Source organism: Flindersiella endophytica, assembly GCF_054779015.1.
In genome coordinates, this window is the sequence record NZ_BAAGYY010000001.1 from 80,123 (window position 1) to 98,230 (window position 18,108).

The following is an 18,108-nucleotide window of genomic DNA, read 5'->3' on the forward strand; positions in this document are numbered from 1 at the left end:
GATTGTGCCACGGCGTTCGGGCGGGTCCCGGCTGCTGACCCGGCGCAGCTGGTCGCCCGGACCGGCCGCCGGGCGCACCCAGATCGGTGTCAGAGCCGTGTCAGCCGGGTGTCAGGCCGGCCGGTGAGAGTGGCCGCAACAACAGCCACGAGAGGAAAACGATGAGTCAGACGGTTCCCGTCCCGCACGGCCTCCCGATGGAGCGCGACGCGGGTCCGTTCGACCCGCCCAGCCAGATCACCCGGCTACGCGACGCCCGACCGGTCAGCCCGCTGCACTTCCCCGATGGTCACGAGGGCTGGCTCGTCACGGGGTACGAAGCGGTCCGCCAGCTGATGGCCGACACCCGGTTCAGCTCGCGCGGCGACCTCGGCATCATGCACGTGCCGTACGAAAGTCCCGGCATGCCCGTCGCCACCGAGCCGTCGCCGCAGATGCCAGGCCTGTTCATCAGCATGGACCCGCCGGACCACACGCGACTGCGGCGCAGGCTCACCGGCGCGTTCACCGTCCGGCGGATGAAGCTGCTCGAGGAGCAGATCGTCGAGATCGCCGAGCGGCAGCTGGACCACCTGGCAGGGCTCACCCCGCCGGTCGACCTGGTGAAGGAGTTCGCGCTGCCCGTGCCGTCGCTGGTGATCTGCGAACTGCTCGGTGTGCCGTACGAGGACCGGGAGACCTTCCAGACCAACTCCGCGCAGTTCCTGGTCAAGGACCAGACGCTGGAGGAGAAGATGGGTGCGCTGGTCGCGCTGAACACCTACCTCGCGGAACTGGTCACGCGGAAGCGGTCGTCACCCGGCGAGGACATCCTGTCCGACCTCGCCCGGCACGAGGACCTCACGATCGAGGAGCTGACCGGTGCCGCGTTCCTGCTGCTGCTCGCCGGCCACGAGACGACGGCCAACCTGCTGGGGCTGGGCACGTTCGCGCTGCTGGAGAACCCCGAGCAGATGGCCGAGCTGCGCGCCAACCCGGACCTGATGCCCGACGCCGTGGAGGAGCTGTTGCGCTACCTGTCGATCGCGGACATCTTCTACCGCTATGCCACCGAGGACCTCGAGCTCGGCGGTGAGCTGATCCCCAAGGGCTCGACCGTCGTCATCTCGTTCCTGGCCGCCAACCACGACCCGCTGCGTTACCCGAACCCCGACGCGCTCGACGTCCACCGCAACGCGCGAGGGCACCTGTCGTTCGGGCACGGCGTGCACCAGTGCCTCGGGCAGCAGCTGGCCCGGATCGAGATGCGCGCGGGTCTCGGCGGACTGCTGCGGCGCTTCCCGAGTCTCCAGCTCGCCGTTCCGGCCGGCGAGGTGAGGCTGCGGACCGACATGAACATCTACGGCGTGCACGAGTTGCCGGTCACCTGGACGGAGACTGCTCCATAGGCTTCGGCTTCTTTCTTGAGGAGGCGCAGGTGTTTGGGGAGGAGGCGGGCGGTGGCCATCAGGCCGGTGATCAGGTTGTGGTTGAGGGTGTTGCCCACCGGTCCTGGGATCTCGCTCGCCCGCACCCTGGGCATCCCCTCCTTTTCGGAGAGCTCGTCACGCAGGCGTTTGACGATCCAGGCGGCCTTCTTCCACGTCCAGCGCTCCGCCGGCCGCAACGCCTGTAGCTCGCATTCGACCAGGGACCATGGCACCGGCTGGGCGTCCGGCTCGTGGCGGAGGTAGTGCTGGCCGAGACAGGCGAGGACGAGGAGCTGGCCGGGCTCGAGCTTCACCTTCACCGGCTGAAAGGTCGTCGCTTCGTAGATGGAGGAGTCCAGGCTGGACGGTGGCCTGGTGCCGGAGACGCGTACCTGCAACAGATGCTCGCGACGTGCGCCGATGACGAAGAGCGGCGTGTAGCCGGGCGGGATCTCCTGGCTGTGCCCGCTGTAGACGATCTGCTGGCGCGGAAAGCGGATCGGCCGCTGACCGGTGTTCCGCAGGATCCACCGGGAGCGCTCGTACCTGATGCATCCCTGCTGGCGGCTGACCTGCTGGTCGTCGCCGCCCACGCAGACGTGGACCTCCTCGTAGTTGCGCCCGAACAGCAGCTCGAAGTCGGCGTCCGGCTCGACGCTCATGCCGCCGTACGTGCCCAGTGTGAACAGCGTGCGCGGCGGAGCGTTGTGCGGCAGCGGGCCGTCGAGGCTGCCGACGTCCGCGGGCAGGAAGCGCACTCTGGTGGGTGGATCCCGGCGTACGAGCAGCACGTTCACTCCTTCGTTCCCAGACGGGCATAACGGCCTTCGGCAGCGTATCCGCGGCGGCCGGGGACCCCTCCCCAACGCGTACGGCAGGATGAGCGTAAAGGTCGCTCGGGTCATCGGGAGGGGCATGCCGGCGCCGCTACGGGCGAACGATCCGGTCAGGGTCGGTACGTACACCCTGCTCGGCCGGCTGGGTGAGGGCGGCCAGGGCGTGGTCTATCTGGGCCGGTCGGCCGCCGGCGCCGAGGTGGCCGTCAAGCTGTTGCGATCCGACGTCGCCGACGACCGGACGGCGCGCGCCCGATTGGTGAAGGAACTCGCGGCGGCCAGGCGCGTGTCGGCTGCGTACACCGCGCAGGTGCTCGACGCCGATGTGGACAGCGACCGGCCGTATGTCGTGAGCGAGTACGTCGACGGGCCGTCGTTGCAGGCGCTGGTGGCCGAGCACGGTCCGCGTACCGGCGGCGAGCTGGCCCAGCTGGCGATCGGCACGCTCACCGCGCTGGCCGGCGTCCACGAAGCCGGCGTCGTGCACCGCGACTTCAAGCCGGCCAACGTCCTGCTCGGCAGGACCGGACCGCGGGTCATCGACTTCGGTATCGCCCGCGCGCTGGGTGCGACGGCCACGCTGACCAGTTCGGTGGTGGGCACGCCGTCGTACATGGCGCCCGAGCAGATCTCGCCACCCGACAGCCGTCCGGTCGGTCCGGCCGTCGACGTGTGGGCCTGGGCCGCGACGATGGTGTACGCCGCCACCGGCAACCTGCCGTTCGGCGCGGAATCGGTGCCGGCCGTGATGCACCGGATCCTGTACGCCGAGCCTGACCTGACCGCCTTCCCCGACACCCCGCTGCGACGTGTGGTGTCGGCCTGCCTGGTCAAGGACCCGGAGCGACGTCCCACCGCCAGAGCGGCACTCGGCGAGCTGACCGGCGGCGGGCCGATGCCGGCACCGATTCACTCCGACTCCCGGCCGGCGGGCCGAGGGCTTGGTCGTCGTACGGTCGTCGTCGCCTCCACGCTGGGGGTCGCGGCCGCGGGCGCGGCCGTCTGGTTCGGCCTCGACGCGTTCGGCGGGCGCTCCGCCGCCAGGGAGAAGCCGAAGTCGACCGGCCCGCCGGCCCCGAAGCCTGCGATCGCCCGGCCGGCCAAGGGCCTGCGGCTTCCCGGTACCAAGGCCACGGTGGAGGCGGAGTTCAGCGGAAACGTCACGCTCACCGCCTACCACGTGCCGGGCCCGACGAGCTCCGTGCCGTACCTCTGGATGCCGTCGAACGGCCAGGGTGGAGGGGCGTTCCGGCGCCAGCCCGGTGAGAACCCGCATCTGGGACTGGCGATCTCACCGGACGGTCGATGGGCCGCGGGGTACTACCGCGGGTGGAACGCGACCGAGCCGCCCGACGTCACGATCTACGACCGAACCGGCATCCCCTGGAATGCGACTCGGACCATCAAGCCGCCGGAGCAGGGAACCCGCCTGGAGATCGCGCGGTGGTCGCCGGACGGGCGCCGGCTGCTGATCCAGGTGCTGCGGCACGGCTTCGAGGCGATCCTGCCGTTGGGCTTCCTGCTCGTCACACCGTCAGAGAGCGTGGACGGCCGGTACATCGAAGTGGCGGATCGCCGGCCGTGGGCCTGGCTGCCGGACGGCAGCGGCATCGCCGTCAACCCGAGCACGGCCAGCTACGACATCGCGCCGGACCTGGAGATCTTCGATCTGAACGGGCGGCTGCTCTACTCGCGGCCGGAAGGCGGCACCGTGCCCGGCTGGGGATACGGCGCGTTCGATCCGACCGGCTCCCTGCTGCTGACAGTTCTGGCCAACGACCGGGTGGCGGTGTACGGCTACCGTCCCACCGACCAGAGCAGCAAGCTTCGCCCCCTCTATGAGCGCGCGCTGCCGCCGCCTCCGGACGAGCCACTCTTCAGCCCGACCGTCGGCTGGTACGACCTAGATCATCTGGTCACACAGCAGGAGACCGCCCACGGCACCCGCGTGATCGTGTTCTCCGCCTCGTCGGTCACCGGCGAGAAGTGGTCGGAGGACGACGTCACCCAGACGCTCATCCAGGATCCCAGCAAGGACCTCACGTTCGACTTGTCGGTGAGCAAGTACTGAGGCAGTGTGGGATCAGCTGTCGACGGACGTGCGGCGGCAGTCAGTGCCGCCGGGCTGCCAACACGTCATCGGCTGCTGGTCTGGCGTTCGCCGATGCGGCCTGGTGGGCTGCGGGCCATCGAGCACGTGATCGTGTTGATGCAGGAGAACCGCTCGTTCGATCACTATTTCGGCACATTGCGCGGTGTACGCGGCTTCGGTGACCGTGTGCCGCTGACGCTGCCGAACGGCCGGCCGATCTTCGCCCAGCCCGGCGGAGCACAGGGCGAGGTGCTGCCGTTCTCGCTGCGGGAGGCCGCCGAGCGGGAGGAGCGGCAGCCGTCCGACATCCAGTATCTCGGCGCGCTCGACCACAGCTTCCCCGGAAGCACGCAGGCGTGGCGCCAGGGCTGGAACGACGGCTGGATCGGGGCCAAGACCGAGGCCACCATGACGTTCTACGAGCGGCAGGACATTCCGTTGCAGTACGAGCTCGCCGACACGTTCACGATCTGCGACGCCTACCACTGCTCGGTGTTCGGCTCGACGAACCCCAACCGCAACTACCTCTGGACCGGCACCGTCGGCTACGAGCCGGGGACGACACAGCGGGCGGTCACCAACGCCGCCTACGACTACGACCACCCCGGCTACGACTGGACGACGTACCCGGAACGCTTGCAGGCCAAGGGCATCTCCTGGCAGATCTACCAGGAATGGGACAACTTCACCGACAACGCGGTGGAGTACTTCCTGCCGTTCAAGCGGATCGGCGACAAGCTGCTCGCGGGCGTCGACGGTGAGTTCCGTACGACGGAGGAGTTCTACTTCGCGCTGTTCGACCGGCCGGAGTCGCTGGTCTCCCGGCTGCGCGCGGACATCGGGGCCGGCACGCTGCCGAAGGTCAGCTGGCTCGTGCCGTCCGCGGTCGACTCGGAGCACCCGGGCAGCTCGACGCCGGTGGGCAGCGCGAACCTGATCTACGACGTGCTCGACGCGATCGCGTCCGATCGGGACACCTGGTCGAAGACTGTGCTGTTCGTCAACTTCGACGAGAACGACGGCTACTTCGACCACGTGGCGCCTCCGGTCGCGCCGCGACCGGCGTCCGGCAACGGCGACGACTGGTACGACGGCCGGCCGATCGGGCTCGGCCCGCGCGTGCCGATGACGGTCGTTTCGCCTTGGACCGTTGGAGGTTACGTCAACTCCGAAGTCTTCGACCACACGTCTATCCTGCGTTTCCTGGAGCGCTGGACCGGCGTCGACGAGCCGAACATCAGCGCCTGGCGGCGCGCTGCCTGCGGCGACCTGACGTCGGCGTTCGACTTCGCCAACCAGGGCAGGGCGCCCAGGCTGCGGCACCCTGCGCCGGTACCGGCGCCGATCGGCCGCTGGCATCCGGGCGCTCCGGCGGAGCAGGCGATGCCGCGGCAGGAAACCGGCCGCCGCCCCGCGCGGGCGCTGCCATACCGTCCGGCCGTTTCCGCGCGACTGGACGACTCGGGCCGGCTGCGGCTGCGGATCGCCAACCCCGGTTCGGCTTCGGCGCACTTCGCGGTCTATTCGTACGGCGGGGAGTTCGAGCTCCCGAGGCATCTGGACGTGCGGGGCGAGCACGTCGAGCCGATCCAGACCCGCGCGGAGGGGTATCGGCTGGCGGTGCAGGGGCCGAACCGTTTCTGGTACGAGCTGTCCGGATCGGCGTCCGGCGCCGCAGCAGGCGTCGACGTGCGGGCCGGCGGCGAGCCACGGCGGGACGGCCGGATCGAGCTGACGCTGACGAACGCCGGAGACGAGCCGGTCACGCTGCGGCTACGCGCGCTGGCGTACGGCACCCGGACCGAGACCGTCGAGCTGGGCGCGTCCCGCAGCCGCACGATCAGCTGGCCGGCCAGCCACGGCTGGTACGACCTGGAGGTGCTGGCGCCACAGGACCCCTCGTTCCGGCGCCGCCTCACCGCCCGGGCCGAGAACGGCGCGCCGGGCGTCACCGCCTGACGCGGACACCGATCGCGTCGTAAGCGCTCCCATCCGCCACCGAGGCTGTTCACAGAGTGTCGGTCAATGCTTGTTAATGCTTGATTCCAGCCATTGACACACTTTTTCAATCAGGCTAGCGTCACGATCATGAGCAGACCTGCTCGTACCGTCTGCGTGTCCTCAGTGGCAGGTGAGTCGTGACCACAATCGCGTTCCTCGGGGCCGGAAGCGTCGTGTTCACCCGCGAACTGCTGGCCGACCTCCTGGGTTTCGGCGACCTGCCCGATCCGCACATCTCGCTCCACGACATCGACGCCGAGCGGCTGGCCACCGCGGAAGCCATCGCGCACAGCACGATCGACCAGCTCGGAAAACAACAGCACTGCACCGTCCGCGCGAGTGCCGACCGCCGCGAGGCCCTCGCCGGCGCCGACTTCGTCATCAACACCATCCAGGTCGGCATGATCGCCGCCACCAGGCGCGACATCGAGATCCCCGCGACGTACGGCCTCAACCAGACGATCGCCGACACGGTGGGCATCGGCGGCATCTTCCGCGGCCTGCGGACGTTCCCCGTTCTCGACGCGATCGCCCGCGACATCCAGGAGATCTGCCCGGACGCCTGGCTGCTCAACTACACCAACCCGATGGCGATGAACATCGCCTACCTCACCGCCCGGGCCCCGCAGCTCAAGGTCCTCGGGCTCTGCCACTCGGTCTACTGGACGGTCCACGACCTCTGCGAGCTCGTCCAGGCACCGTTCGATGAGGTGACGTACGAAAGCGCCGGCGTCAACCACCAGGCCTGGGTGCTGCGCTGGCAGCACAATGGCGAAGACCTCTACCCGAGGCTGGACGAGGCGATCGCCCGGGACGAGCAGCTACGCAGGAGGGTCCGCGTCGACATGTACCGGCGCCTCGGCTACTACCCCACCGAGACCAGCGAGCACTCCTCGGAGTACGTCCCGTGGTACCTCCGCCACGACCAGGAAATCGACCGCCTCCGCATCCCCGTCGGCGACTACGTGCGGATCAGCCAGAAGAACCTCGAGGAGTACGCCCGGACGCGGGATGCCCTGAAGGCCGGCGAGCTGCTGGACATCAGCCGCGATGCTACTGAGTATGCGCCTCAAGTCATCCACAGCTTGACGACGGGACAGCACCGCCAGCTCGTCGTCAACGTCCCCAACCAAGGGCTGATCGACAACCTGCCACCCGACTTCACCGTCGAGGTTCCGGCCGACGCCGACGCCGATGGAGTACGCCCGCGACCCATGGGCGCGCTGCCGATCCAGTGCGCGGCCGTCAACCAGGCCTACGTCAGCACCGGAAAGCTCACCGTGCAAGCCGCCCTGCGCGGCGACCCGCGGCTCGTCCGCCAGGCCGCCATGGTCGACGCGAACACCTCGGCGTCGCTGACCGTCGACCAGATCTGGCAGCTCTGCGACGAGCTGACCGAAGCCCATGGCGACCTCATTCCCGAAGCGCTGCGCCTGTCCAGCCCCCGCGGCCCGCGGTCGCACGGGCCTACCCCGCTTCTTCGCGAACCCGGACGGATCTGAGGTTCGCGCACGACCGTTAAGCAACTCACAGATCACAGGAGATCTCGATGGATGGCAGCCACACCACGCGGCGTGCGTTCTTACGCACAGGGCTCGCACTCGGCGGTCTTGCCGGCGCCGCGCCTCTATTCTCAGCCTGCGGTGACGATGACTCCTCGTCCAACGGCGTCACGTCGATCACCATGTGGCACGGCCAGTCCGACTCCAGCAAGGCGACGCTCGACAAGCTGGTGAGCGCGTTCAACCGTACGCACAAGAACATCAAGGTGACCGCGAGCAGTGGCGGTGTGCTCGCCGACGCGATGCTGCAGAAGATCACGACGGCACTCGCGGCAGAGGACTACCCCGATGTCGCGTACATCTTCGGGTCCGACATCGCGAGCGTCGCCCGCAGCCCGCTGGTCGTCGACCTGTCCGAGTCGCTGAAGGCGCCCGCGGTCAAGTGGGACGACTTCTGGCCGGCGGCCAAGGCCGCCGTCACGGTCGACGGCAAGCTACGCGGCATTCCCGCGCTCGTCGACAACCTCTGCGTCGCATACAACAAGAAGGTCTTCGCCGACGCCGGCGTCGAGCCCCCGAAGGCCGGCTGGACCTGGGACGACTACGTGTCCATCGCCAAGCAGCTGACCAACCCGGGCAAGGGAACGTTCGGCACCGGCTGGCCCGGCGTAGGCGACGAGAACACCGTCTGGCGGCTCTGGCCGATGATCTGGGACGCGGGCGGCGATGTCGTCAACAAGGACGGCAAGTCTGTCGCGTTCGACGGCAAGTCGGGATTGACGGCGCTGTCGACCGTCTACCAGCTGGGCAAGGACAAGTCCGTCTACGTCGACACCAAGCCCGGTGGCGAGGTCACGTACCAGATCTTCATGAACAACAAGATGGGCATGATCCCGACCGGTCCGTGGGAGCTGCCGGAGTTCCTGCAGAGCAAGACCGACTACGGCGTCGTGCCGATGCCGTCGTACAGCGGCAAGCCGATGACGATCGCCGGCCCCGACACCTGGACCGTCTTCGACAACGGCGAGGACCGGGTGAAGGCGACCGTGACGTTCCTTACCTGGTTGACGTCCGGCAACCAGGACGTCCAGTGGGCACAGCAGGCGGGCAGCCTCCCGCTGCGCACGACGACGACCAAGAACCCGCAGTGGACGCAGCACATCGACAAGACCAACGGGCTGAACGTCTTCACCGAAGCGCTCGCCTACGCCCGTACCCGGCCGACGATCGAGGCCTACCCGAAGGTGTCACGCGCGCTGGGCCAGGCCATCAGCAAGATGCTGTTGACGAAAAGCACGCCTGACGCCGCGCTGCGGGAGGCGGTGCAGCAAGCCAACTCCGCCCTCGAGATGAGCCGTTAGTGGCGCGCCGCAGCCTCGGCCAGACGCCCACCGCCTGGGGTTTCATCCTGCCCGCGGTGGTGGTGATCCTCGGGCTCAGCATCCTCCCGGTGGCGTGGTCGCTGCTGCTGTCGATGCAGGCCTCCGACCTGGTGACACCGGCGGAGTGGGTGGGCCTGGCCAACTACCGCAACCTGACGAAGGATCCGAACTTCCACGGTGCGGTCGTCCACACGCTCGTCTACACAGCGCTGTTCGTCCCGTTGAGCATCGGCGGCGGGCTGGCGCTCGCGCTGCTGTTCAACCGGAAGCTCCGCTTCATCAACGTCTACCGAACGCTGGTGTACGCGCCGTTCGTCATCTCCGCGGCGGCGCAGGGCGTGCTGTTCTCGTTCATCTTCGACTCGGAGTTCGGCCTGGCCAACGCGTTGCTGCACAAGCTCGGCATCTCCGCTCAGGGCTTCTTCACCGATCCCGGCCAGGCGCTCTATCTGCTCGTCGTCATCGGCCTGTGGGCCGGGCTCGGCTTCTGTGTGATCGTCTACCTCGCGGCGCTGCAGGACATTCCGTCGGAGGTGCTCGAGGCAGCGTGGATCGACGGCGCGGGCCGCTGGCAGACGTTCTTCCACGTCGTCTTCCCGTTGCTGCGGCCCGTGACGATCTTCCTGCTGGTGTGGGAGACGCTGCAGTCGTTGCAGGTGTTCGACATCGTTTTCGTCACCACGCAAGGTGGTCCGCTGCAGTCGACGACCGTCATCGTCTATTACGTGTGGTACCAGGCGTTCCAGCTGTTCGAGGCCGGCTACGGCGCGGCGGCGGCGTACGTCGTGGCGTTCAGCCTGCTCGTGCTGAGCATCGGTTTCCGGCTGCTGCGCAGGCGATCCGCGGAGAAGGAGAGCACCGCATGACGCTGGGTCCACCCACCAGCCACCGGCGCAGGCTGCTGCCGTTCGACCCGTGGCATCTGGTGCTCGCGCCCGTCGCCGCGGCGTTCGCGATCCCGCTGGTCTGGTTGCTGGTCAGCTCGTTCATGTCCAACGCCCAGATCAACCGCTTCCCGCCGATGATCGTGCCGGACTCGCTGCACCTGGACGGCTATCAGTACGTCCTGACCAACGCGCTGTTCCCGCGCTGGTTCCTGAACTCCGTCATCGTGGCGTCGGTGGTGGTCATCGGCAACCTCATCTTCGGCTCGCTCGCCGGCTACGCCTTCGCCCGCATGCGTTTCGGCGGCTCGCGGGTGTTGCTGGCGCTGATGCTCGGCACCCTGGTGATCCCGTTCCAGATCACGATGATCCCGACGTTCTTGTTGTTGAAGAAGCTCGAGATCATCGACACGCTGGCGGCGCTGATGGTGCCGTCGCTGGTCACGCCGTTCGCCGTCTTCCTGCTCCGCCAGTTCTTCCTCTCCCTGCCGCGCGAGCTGGAGGAAGCGGCCTGGATCGACGGCTGCTCACGCCTGCGTACGCTCTGGCTGGTCGTGATCCCGCTGTCCCGCCCGGCGATCGCGACTGTGGCGGTGCTGACGTTCCTCACCTCGTGGAACGACCTGGCCTGGCCGCTGATCGCCATCAACGACGACCACAACTACACGTTGCAGCTCGGGTTGGCGACGTTCCACGGCCAGCACCGCACGCAGTGGTCGGCCATCATGGCCGGCAACGTCATCACCGTCGTACCCGTGCTGCTGGCGTTCCTCCTGGCCCAGAAGACGTTCATCCAGTCGCTCACGTCGTCGGCGCTGAAGGGCTGAGAGCTCTTGCTCAGACGCCGTTCAGCAGGACGCTGATCGCGGCGAGTACGGGAGCGGCTGCCAGCACGAGGTCGACCGGGAAGACCAGGGCCTGCCACTTGCCGAGCCGGTGCTCGCCCCGGCCGAGCCAGATCGACAGCGCCGCGACCGCGAGGATCACGATCAGGCCGCCCGCGCCGCCGCCGTCGAAGACGCCGAGACCGAGCCCGAAGTACTGCGGCAACGGGAAGCCGGTCAGCTGGGGATAGGGATAGTCACCGCCGATGACGTACGCGTCGGCGAAGACGACCAGGCCCCAGCCGCGTAGCGCCCAGATGGCGACGTAGGCGGCCCGAGCCGGCGCCGGCCAGCCGCGCCGATCGAACCCGGCGGGTGCCGTCCAGCCCCTGCGCCAGGAAACGGCCAGCAGGACTCCGGTCAGCACCAGCGCGGCGCCGGGTAGCTGGTAGCCCTCGTTGCCGGTGTTGACCAGCGCGACCGTGAACACCCCGATGCCCGCGACGTAACAGAGGAGACCGAACGGGAACAGCCAACGGCGCCATCCGGTGACGTGGCGAGCGCCGGCCGGCGGCGGCTGCCGCACGTCGCCGGCATTCGAGGCCGCGCGATACTCCTCGGCAAACGCGGACGGCGACCCGAGCGCCTCCGACAACGTCACGTCCGGCTCGTCAGCGGCGAGCTCGGTGGCGTGCGCGCGCAGATCCTCGATCATCGACTCCCCGACATTCGCGGGCAGGTCGGTCGTCGCAGCCCGGACGGCGGCCTCGTAGTAGGCCAGTTCAGCCGTGAGCGTGTCCTGCTCAGCCATCGGTCGTCTCCCTCCTGATGCGAGAGACGGTACTATTCAATGTGCAGTAGTGCAAGATCTGGAGGAGCTGTCCATCGTTCACAGCCAGGGACAGAGGCCGGCTAGGGCGCGTGCCGCCAGGTCAGGGCCGGTGGGCGGACGCTGGCGTAGACCGGGCCGCCCTTGGGGCCGGTGAGGTCGAGATCGGCTACGAGCCTGCCGCCTTCGAGGGCGGCCTCGACCAGCGTGGCATCGACGGGGACGAGCTGGAGCTTGATCCGGCCGCTGCCGGAGCCGCCCGTCCAGTTGAGGTAGAGGAAGCGTTCGCCCGGCTTGCCGAAGACGCAGGGGCCGCGGAAGTCGAGGGCGTCCGGCTTGCGTACGACGTCGACGGTGAGGTCGAACTCGGCCTCCGGCTCGTCGGTCGAGACGGCGCCGACGACCTCCTTGGCGCGGCTGAGCCCGAGACTGGTCACGCCGTGGTCGCGACACCACGCGCTGGGCAGGTTGCGGGCGTTGATGTGAACGGCGATCTCGGTCATGCCGGCTGGTTTCCTCTTCCGTCGCGTACGTCGCGCGTAACGACCCTCGGGGATCGTCAGTGTCGCACGCGGTAGCGGAGGTGGGTGGCGTCCCGCCCTTCGAGCCGGCGAACGAGCTCGAGCTCGACGGCGTTCGGCTCGGTGTTGGCGAACAGCCGGCGGCCCGCGCCCAGCAGCACCGGGACGAGATGGATCTCGAGCTCGTCGAGCTCTCCGGCGCGCAACAGCGACTGGGCGGCGCTCGCGCCGTGCACCATGACAGCCCTCTCGCCGGCGGCGGCGCGCGCATCGGCGGCGCAAGCCTTGACGTCGTTGTAGAACGTCGTGTTGCCGGACGGCACATCGTCGTCGACCCGATGGGTGAGGACGTGGATCGACACGCCGTCGTGGTGGTCACCGTTCCACCGCCCCGCGAGCTCGAACGTCCGCCGCCCGGAGATCAGGGCGCCGGTGGCCATGGCCTCCTGATACACCTGTCCGTTCACCCCCGGCCCGAGCCGATCGTCCAGCCAGTTGAACAGCCGCCCACCCCCACGCCCGAGCTCCTGCCCAGGCTCGTCATCAGGCCCGGCGATGAACCCATCAAGCGACATGGCCATGTAGAGCCGGATCTGCGCGGTCATCCGTCTTCCTCCTGCGTTCGCGAACCAAGAACTGGCGCCAGGGTGGTCACCGCTCAGATAGACCACCGAGGCCACCCGAACTCATCGATCTCGGACCCTGACAATGAGAGGGTGCCCGAGAAGACGCGCTTGTCTCGTCTCCTACGCGAGTCCGTCGCGTTGCTCCTGGACTTCGACGGCCCGATCTGCAGCGTCTTCGCCGGACGCCCGGCGTCGATGGTCGCGTTCCGCCTTCGTGCGTTCCTCGAGCAGGAGAACGTCAGGGTTCCGCCACGGCTCGCCGGAGGCAGTGATCCGCTCGAGGTCCTGCGTTGGGTGAGCGCAGCCCATCCGGGCCTTACCCCGCGGGTGGAGGATCGGCTGCGGGCTGAGGAGGCAGCGGCGGTCCAGACAGCTGCTCCGACCTCCGGCGCCACCCGTGTGATCGCGGCTGCCAGGCGGGCGGGCATGGCCGTGGCCGTCGTCAGCAACAACGCCGAGCCGGCGATCTCGAGCTATCTGTCGCGGCAAGGCCTCGCCCGCGACGTGGACGTTGTGGTCGGGCGCGCGTACTCCGATCCTGACCTGATGAAACCGAACCCCGCACCTGTGCGGAAAGCCGTCGCCGCTCTCGACGTCTCGCCGGCTGCGTGCGTGCTGGTGGGCGACTCGCGGAGTGACATCGAGGCGGCGAGGGCGGCGCAGGTCACTGGAGTCGGCTTCGCCAAGTCGCCCGACCGCCGCCGGCGGCTGGTCGAGGCTGGGGCGGCGGTCGTGGTCGGCGCTATGCGTGAGCTCGCCGATGTCTTCCAGGAGTAGCGGTCGGTTCGGCCGCGGCGGAGACCTCGATGCCGCGCAGGCCCACACCGAGGTCGACGTCGACGTGCGTGCGCGTCGCCGTGGTGCCGTGCCGCAGGAACTCCTTCAGCACCTCGGTCGTGCTCGACACGCTCGGGATGCCGTACTTGCCGCGCTCCGCCCGCTCGTGCGCGATCCGCCCGACCGTCGTGGGCTCGCCGCCGTAGGAAACCCAGGGCTGCCCCCACCAGCTCTTGTCCACATGCGCGTGCGCGTTGACGAATCCCGGCAACGCCAGCCGGCCACCGCCGTCGGCACGTTCGGAAGCGGCGGCGACGGCCGCGGACGTGCCGGAGCCGCCGGCCGGGCCGACCACGTCGATCGTCTCGCCGGAAACCACGAGGTCGACTGCCTCGCCGCCCCACGGGCGTACGTTCGTCAGAGCCAGGGAACGCATGTGCACGATGGTATACCAAATAGTTGACAGTCCAAGCCTGCCATCAAGCCGGCCCAAGAAAGCTGCAGCCCAATGGGCGCAAGATCGGTATACCAAACAAGTCAAGCTAGAGTGGCCGCGTGAACGCGTCGATCGATCCGCCCGCCCTCACGGCCCGAGACCGCGGCTACCTCCGCCGCTGCGTCGAGCTCGCCAAGGAGGCGCTCGACGACGGCGACGAGCCGTTCGGCTCCGTCCTCGTCGACGTCCACGGCGTCGTCCGCTTCGAGGATCGCAACCGCGTCAAGGACGGCGACGACACCCGCCACCCGGAGTTCGAGATCGCCCGCTGGGCGGCCGGAAACCTCTCGCCGGACGAGCGCCGCGAGAGCGTGGTCTACACCTCCGGCGAGCACTGCCCCATGTGCAGCGCCGCTCACGCGTGGGTGGGCCTCGGCCGCATCGTCTACGCGTCGAGCACCGAGCAGTTGACGAAGTGGCGCGCCGAGTGGGGAATCGCACCCGGAGCCGTCGCGCCCCTGCCGATCAACGCGATCGCACCCGGCATCGAGGTCGCCGGGCCGGATCCGGAGCTCGCCGAGGAGGTCCGGGCGCTCCAGGCGCGCCGGTTCGGCATCGACTGAAGGACACCTCTAGAGCTCTGCTGCGGACCGCGGCAGGCTCGCCGCCATCCGGCGCCCGGTTTCGAGGTGCTCGGTGACGAGCTTCTCGATGCGCAGGACATCGCGATCGGCGATCGCGCCGTAAAGTCCCTCGTGCTGCACCGCGACCTTCATCAGGTCGTCGTGCTGGCCGAGCAGCCAGCGCATCCGGCTGCGCAACGTGCGTTCGAGCTCGGTCAACAGGTCGTTGGCTGCCAGCGACGTGACACCCTCGTGGAAGTCGGCCGCGGCTCGCCGGGCGCGTACGGCGTCTCCGGCGCGCGCCGCGGCCAGCTCCTCGTCAAGGACGGCCCGCAGCCGGTCGAGCCCTTCGCGGGTGCGCCGCTCGGCGGCCAGCCGGAACGTCAACGGCTCGAACGCCGACCGGACTTCGTTCAGGTCGGCGACGTCGGACGCGGTGAACTCGCGAACCACAGCCCACGTGCGCGGCCTGGGCGTGACCAGGCCTTCGGCCACCAGCCTCCGCAACGCATCGCGGACAGGCACGCGGCTCACGCCGAGCTCTGCCGCCAGGTCGCGTTCGACCAACTTGCTTCCAGGCTGCCGAGCGCCGTCGAGGATCTCGTCGCGCAGGTGCCGCGTCACGCGCTCGGACTCGGGCTCGAAGCCACCAACGTCGCTCATCTGAGTGCAGGCCTCATGGATCGCGGTTCGGGCAATGTGGTCAGGGCCGGTCAGTATGCCGTGAACAGCACGCTGAATACGAATTGCCGAGCCTAGCCGCCTCCCCTGGGTCCTGGGGGCGGTGGCGAGTGACGATCCCTGCGCGGCAATGGCGAGCCGGCCGCAGATAACCCCATTCCACGGACAACGGTACACGGAACGCGCAAGAAACATCCGCCGGTCAGCCGGAATCGATCTTCTGGTTGACGTTTCGGCGAAGCTCCGAGCGCTTGGCCTCGAGCCACAGTCGTACGACAGCGATCCCCATCGCGGCGATCGCCGTCGCGCCGGTGCCGATGCCCAACGGCAGCAGCCACCGCTCGGTGAGTACGGCGACGGTGACCATCGCCGCCGTCAGCAGCAGGCAGATCAGCACGAGCCACCACGACAGCGGGAACGGTGGCTTGGCCTTGACGCGGGACCGCGAGCCCTCGATCAGGTCCCAGACGGCGATCCACGCGCGGTCGGTATACCACCGGACGAACCTCCGCAGCAGGCTCGACTGCTTCCCCGCGTGTACGCCGGCCTCCCCGGCCAGCACGGTCTGGAGCCAGTCGCCGGACGGTGTGACCATCGGTGCGATGCCGAGTACGCGATCGATCAACCCTGGAAGGGCTTGCGCGCCGTCGCCGGTCTTCCGGAGCTCGGCCGCGACGATCCGCAGCGCGTTCCACTGGTCGTCGGTCGCGTGGTGGAGCCGGCCGAGCTGCTCGATCCTCGTCCGGACGGATCCCGCGTCGTAGCCCTCGGCGCTCAGCACGGCCTGCTGCGTCTGGCTGATCCACTCGCCGTCCGCGCCGAGCAGCCGGCCCAGGTGCGCGACACCGTGCATGCGTCCGATCAGCCAGTCCCAGGCCCGCCACTCGGTCGCGCCGAATGCGCCGAGGCGTTGCAGCTGCGTACCGAACAGGATGCTGCTCGCCGGCAGGTCTCGCTGCCGGTCCTCCAGGAACGGCAGGGCGATGTCGGGTCCGAGCCGCAGGAACTCGAACGGAGCGCTGCGCTGCAACGGCATCCTGGCCGCGGTCATCCGCGAGACCACCTCGATGGCCATCGCCGTTGCCAGCTCGCGCTCGGGCCGCTGCTCCGCGACCCGCCGCAGCGCGGCGCCGATCGTCGCGGGTGCGCCCAGGTCCGACAGCACGCTGTCGATGTCGTGGACGTAGCCCTTGAGCTGCGCCTGCCGGGCCCACTTGCCGGTCTCCGGGGGTTGTTCCGAGCCGATGGACAGGTCCGCGAGCCGTTCGGTGGCGAGGTCGCGGATCGTACGGATCCGCCGCAGCGCGTCGATGGCGTTCAGCAGCTCGCGCCGTCGCGCCAGGTCGGGCCGCTCCCGAAACGAACGGACCACCAGCTGCGCCACGCGTTCGCCGGCAGCGACTCCCCAGGGCCAGCCGGAGTTGCCGCCACCCTGGTCGGGCATCAGAGCCAGGTCGGTGGCCGGATCGCCAACCCACAAAGGATGCTCGCCGAGAATGGTGGTGATGTCGTCCTCGGTCAGCGCCTGCGCGGGCTCCAGGCTCGTCGTGCGGCCCTTCCGCGCCGAGGTCAAGGCGTCCCAGACACCGCCGGCCGCGCGGGCGCGGGCCTACGCGGGTATGAGCAGCGTCGCGGCCTGCTGGACGCGCATCGCCTCGTCGCGGTCGCGGGCGCATCGGTTGAACAGCACCTGGGCGTCGGACCACGCGGAGTCGGCCTCGCCCAGCAGGCGTTCGAGATCCTCGATGTCGCCGCGGAAGTCGGCCTCCTGCGGATAGCGAACGTCGCCAGCACGGCATCGGTCAGCCCTGGCTGAGGTTCCGGCTCGGCCGGCTTGCCCGGTTCGTGCGGAGCCGATCCGCCGGGCGAGGGCACCAGGTAGAGCACATAGCGCTCGAACGGGCCGTCGACCGGACGCCGGACGGTCTCGTCCAGTACAGGCCCGAACGGCGCGTTGTCGATCACGCCGCCGTCGATCAGCGCGGTCCGGCCGGCGTCCCACGCGGGCCGCACCCGGCTCTTGGCCAGCGCCGAACTCTCGTCGACAGGCGTGAACCCGCCGGGAAGCGACGCGCTCGCACGGCACGCCTCGGCGAGGCAGGTGACGTCGCCGAAGTCGTTGCCGGCCGACGACCGGGGACCCGTCAGCCTCCTTGTCGTCGCTGGACGCGGACAGGACCCCGAGCACGTCGCGCAGCCGGCTGCTGAAGTAGTCGCCGTCCAGCAACGACCCAACCTGCGTCTCCGGCCGCGGCAGCAGCCGTCCGGACGCCAGCGAGCCGAGCTCCTCCCACTGCCTGCGAAGCCACGGCCGTCCGCCGGCGCCGCCCGGATCGAGCGTCCCGCCACCGGCGATCGCGGTCGCCAGCATCGCGCCGTTCAGGCCACCGGCGCGGCTGCCCGCGATGACGTCGACGGTGATCTGCCGGTTGCCGGAAGGTCCCGCCAGCTGTCGAACACCTGCTGGTCGTACGAGGGAGCCTGGCCCGGCGGATCGGCGGAGGCCCGCCGCAAAAGGTCCAGTTCGTGCAGAACCCCGCCCATCCAGACAGCGAGGCTCGCTCCGCCGTTGAGTACCGTGCAAGACGTAGTTCGTGGTCTTTCATCGCAGCCCACCCCTTGCGGCCGTCCTCTCACAAGCGATGGCATGCGGGTGAAGAACGCGGGACTCGCCCAACGCCGGCG

General features: G+C 69.1%; 17 protein-coding genes. 9 read left to right on the top strand and 8 right to left on the bottom strand.

Features of this window, described 5'->3' with window-relative positions; translation table 11 throughout:
* The first annotated feature begins 161 nt into the window (after nt 1–161).
* Entirely contained in the window at nt 162–1,388 is a 1,227-nt protein-coding gene (locus ACYVF6_RS00365) for a cytochrome P450 (RefSeq protein ID WP_460514465.1), read from the top strand.
* Here ACYVF6_RS00365 and ACYVF6_RS00370 read toward each other — a convergent pair.
* A complete protein-coding gene (locus ACYVF6_RS00370; protein ID WP_460514467.1) occupies nt 1,340–2,200 on the bottom strand; it encodes a hypothetical protein in 861 nt (286 codons plus the stop codon). The genes ACYVF6_RS00365 and ACYVF6_RS00370 overlap by 49 nt on opposite strands.
* A gap of 124 nt (nt 2,201–2,324) precedes the next feature.
* Here ACYVF6_RS00370 and ACYVF6_RS00375 point away from each other — a divergent pair, with 124 nt between their 5' ends.
* The 6 genes from ACYVF6_RS00375 (at nt 2,325) to ACYVF6_RS00400 (ending at nt 10,933) form a co-directional block, all read left to right on the top strand.
* On the top strand, nt 2,325–4,316 hold the full coding sequence (locus tag ACYVF6_RS00375) for a serine/threonine-protein kinase (protein ID WP_460514469.1): 1,992 nt from the start codon (nt 2,325–2,327) through the stop codon (nt 4,314–4,316).
* A gap of 6 nt (nt 4,317–4,322) precedes the next feature.
* Nucleotides 4,323–6,296, top strand: coding sequence for a phosphocholine-specific phospholipase C (locus ACYVF6_RS00380; protein WP_460514471.1), 1,974 nt, complete (start codon nt 4,323–4,325; stop codon nt 6,294–6,296).
* Between the two features lie 179 nt (nt 6,297–6,475).
* A complete protein-coding gene (melA, locus tag ACYVF6_RS00385) occupies nt 6,476–7,840 on the top strand; it encodes an alpha-glucosidase/alpha-galactosidase (protein ID WP_460514473.1) in 1,365 nt (454 codons plus the stop codon).
* A gap of 47 nt (nt 7,841–7,887) precedes the next feature.
* Nucleotides 7,888–9,201 (top strand): ABC transporter substrate-binding protein, encoded by a 1,314-nt coding sequence (locus ACYVF6_RS00390; protein WP_460514474.1) that lies wholly within the window; start codon nt 7,888–7,890, stop codon nt 9,199–9,201.
* Nucleotides 9,201–10,088 carry a carbohydrate ABC transporter permease gene (locus ACYVF6_RS00395; RefSeq protein ID WP_460514476.1) on the top strand — a complete coding sequence of 296 codons (888 nt, stop codon included), beginning with the start codon at nt 9,201–9,203 and terminating at the stop codon, nt 10,086–10,088. Before ACYVF6_RS00390 ends, ACYVF6_RS00395 begins: the two co-directional genes overlap by 1 nt.
* Entirely contained in the window at nt 10,085–10,933 is an 849-nt protein-coding gene (locus ACYVF6_RS00400; protein ID WP_460514478.1) for a carbohydrate ABC transporter permease, read from the top strand. The genes ACYVF6_RS00395 and ACYVF6_RS00400 overlap by 4 nt, the downstream gene beginning before the upstream one ends.
* A 10-nt stretch (nt 10,934–10,943) precedes the next feature.
* On the opposite strand, the gene ACYVF6_RS00405 is transcribed toward ACYVF6_RS00400, so the two are convergent.
* From ACYVF6_RS00405 to ACYVF6_RS00415, 3 genes are all read right to left on the bottom strand, one after another.
* Nucleotides 10,944–11,741 (bottom strand): hypothetical protein, encoded by a 798-nt coding sequence (locus ACYVF6_RS00405; RefSeq protein ID WP_460514480.1) that lies wholly within the window; start codon nt 11,739–11,741, stop codon nt 10,944–10,946.
* Between the two features lie 101 nt (nt 11,742–11,842).
* Nucleotides 11,843–12,262 (bottom strand): DUF5990 family protein, encoded by a 420-nt coding sequence (locus ACYVF6_RS00410; RefSeq protein ID WP_460514482.1) that lies wholly within the window; start codon nt 12,260–12,262, stop codon nt 11,843–11,845.
* Between the two features lie 56 nt (nt 12,263–12,318).
* Nucleotides 12,319–12,885, bottom strand: coding sequence for a dihydrofolate reductase family protein (locus tag ACYVF6_RS00415; protein ID WP_460514484.1), 567 nt, complete (start codon nt 12,883–12,885; stop codon nt 12,319–12,321).
* Nucleotides 12,886–12,996: 111 nt separating this feature from the next.
* Between ACYVF6_RS00415 and ACYVF6_RS00420 the strand changes: the two genes are divergently transcribed.
* The gene (locus ACYVF6_RS00420) at nt 12,997–13,683 is read left to right on the top strand and encodes an HAD family hydrolase (protein ID WP_460514486.1); all 687 of its coding nucleotides are present in this window, start codon (nt 12,997–12,999) and stop codon (nt 13,681–13,683) included.
* Here the strand turns inward: ACYVF6_RS00420 and ACYVF6_RS00425 are convergent.
* Nucleotides 13,649–14,119, bottom strand: a complete 471-nt coding sequence (locus ACYVF6_RS00425; RefSeq protein ID WP_460514488.1) for an amidohydrolase family protein — start codon at nt 14,117–14,119, stop codon at nt 13,649–13,651. The genes ACYVF6_RS00420 and ACYVF6_RS00425 overlap by 35 nt on opposite strands.
* Before the next feature lie 119 nt (nt 14,120–14,238).
* Between ACYVF6_RS00425 and ACYVF6_RS00430 the strand changes: the two genes are divergently transcribed.
* Complete coding sequence (locus tag ACYVF6_RS00430; protein ID WP_460514490.1) at nt 14,239–14,742, top strand: nucleoside deaminase; 504 nt, start codon at nt 14,239–14,241, stop codon at nt 14,740–14,742.
* A gap of 9 nt (nt 14,743–14,751) precedes the next feature.
* On the opposite strand, the gene ACYVF6_RS00435 is transcribed toward ACYVF6_RS00430, so the two are convergent.
* From ACYVF6_RS00435 to ACYVF6_RS00445, 3 genes are all read right to left on the bottom strand, one after another.
* Complete coding sequence (locus ACYVF6_RS00435; protein WP_460514492.1) at nt 14,752–15,405, bottom strand: GntR family transcriptional regulator; 654 nt, start codon at nt 15,403–15,405, stop codon at nt 14,752–14,754.
* Nucleotides 15,406–15,625: 220 nt separating this feature from the next.
* Nucleotides 15,626–16,996: a DUF3376 domain-containing protein gene (locus ACYVF6_RS00440; RefSeq protein ID WP_460514494.1), complete on the bottom strand. Its 1,371-nt coding sequence runs from the start codon at nt 16,994–16,996 to the stop codon at nt 15,626–15,628.
* On the bottom strand, nt 16,993–17,772 hold the full coding sequence (locus ACYVF6_RS00445; RefSeq protein WP_460514495.1) for a patatin-like phospholipase family protein: 780 nt from the start codon (nt 17,770–17,772) through the stop codon (nt 16,993–16,995). The genes ACYVF6_RS00440 and ACYVF6_RS00445 overlap by 4 nt, the downstream gene beginning before the upstream one ends.
* Nucleotides 17,773–18,108: the final 336 nt, after the last annotated feature.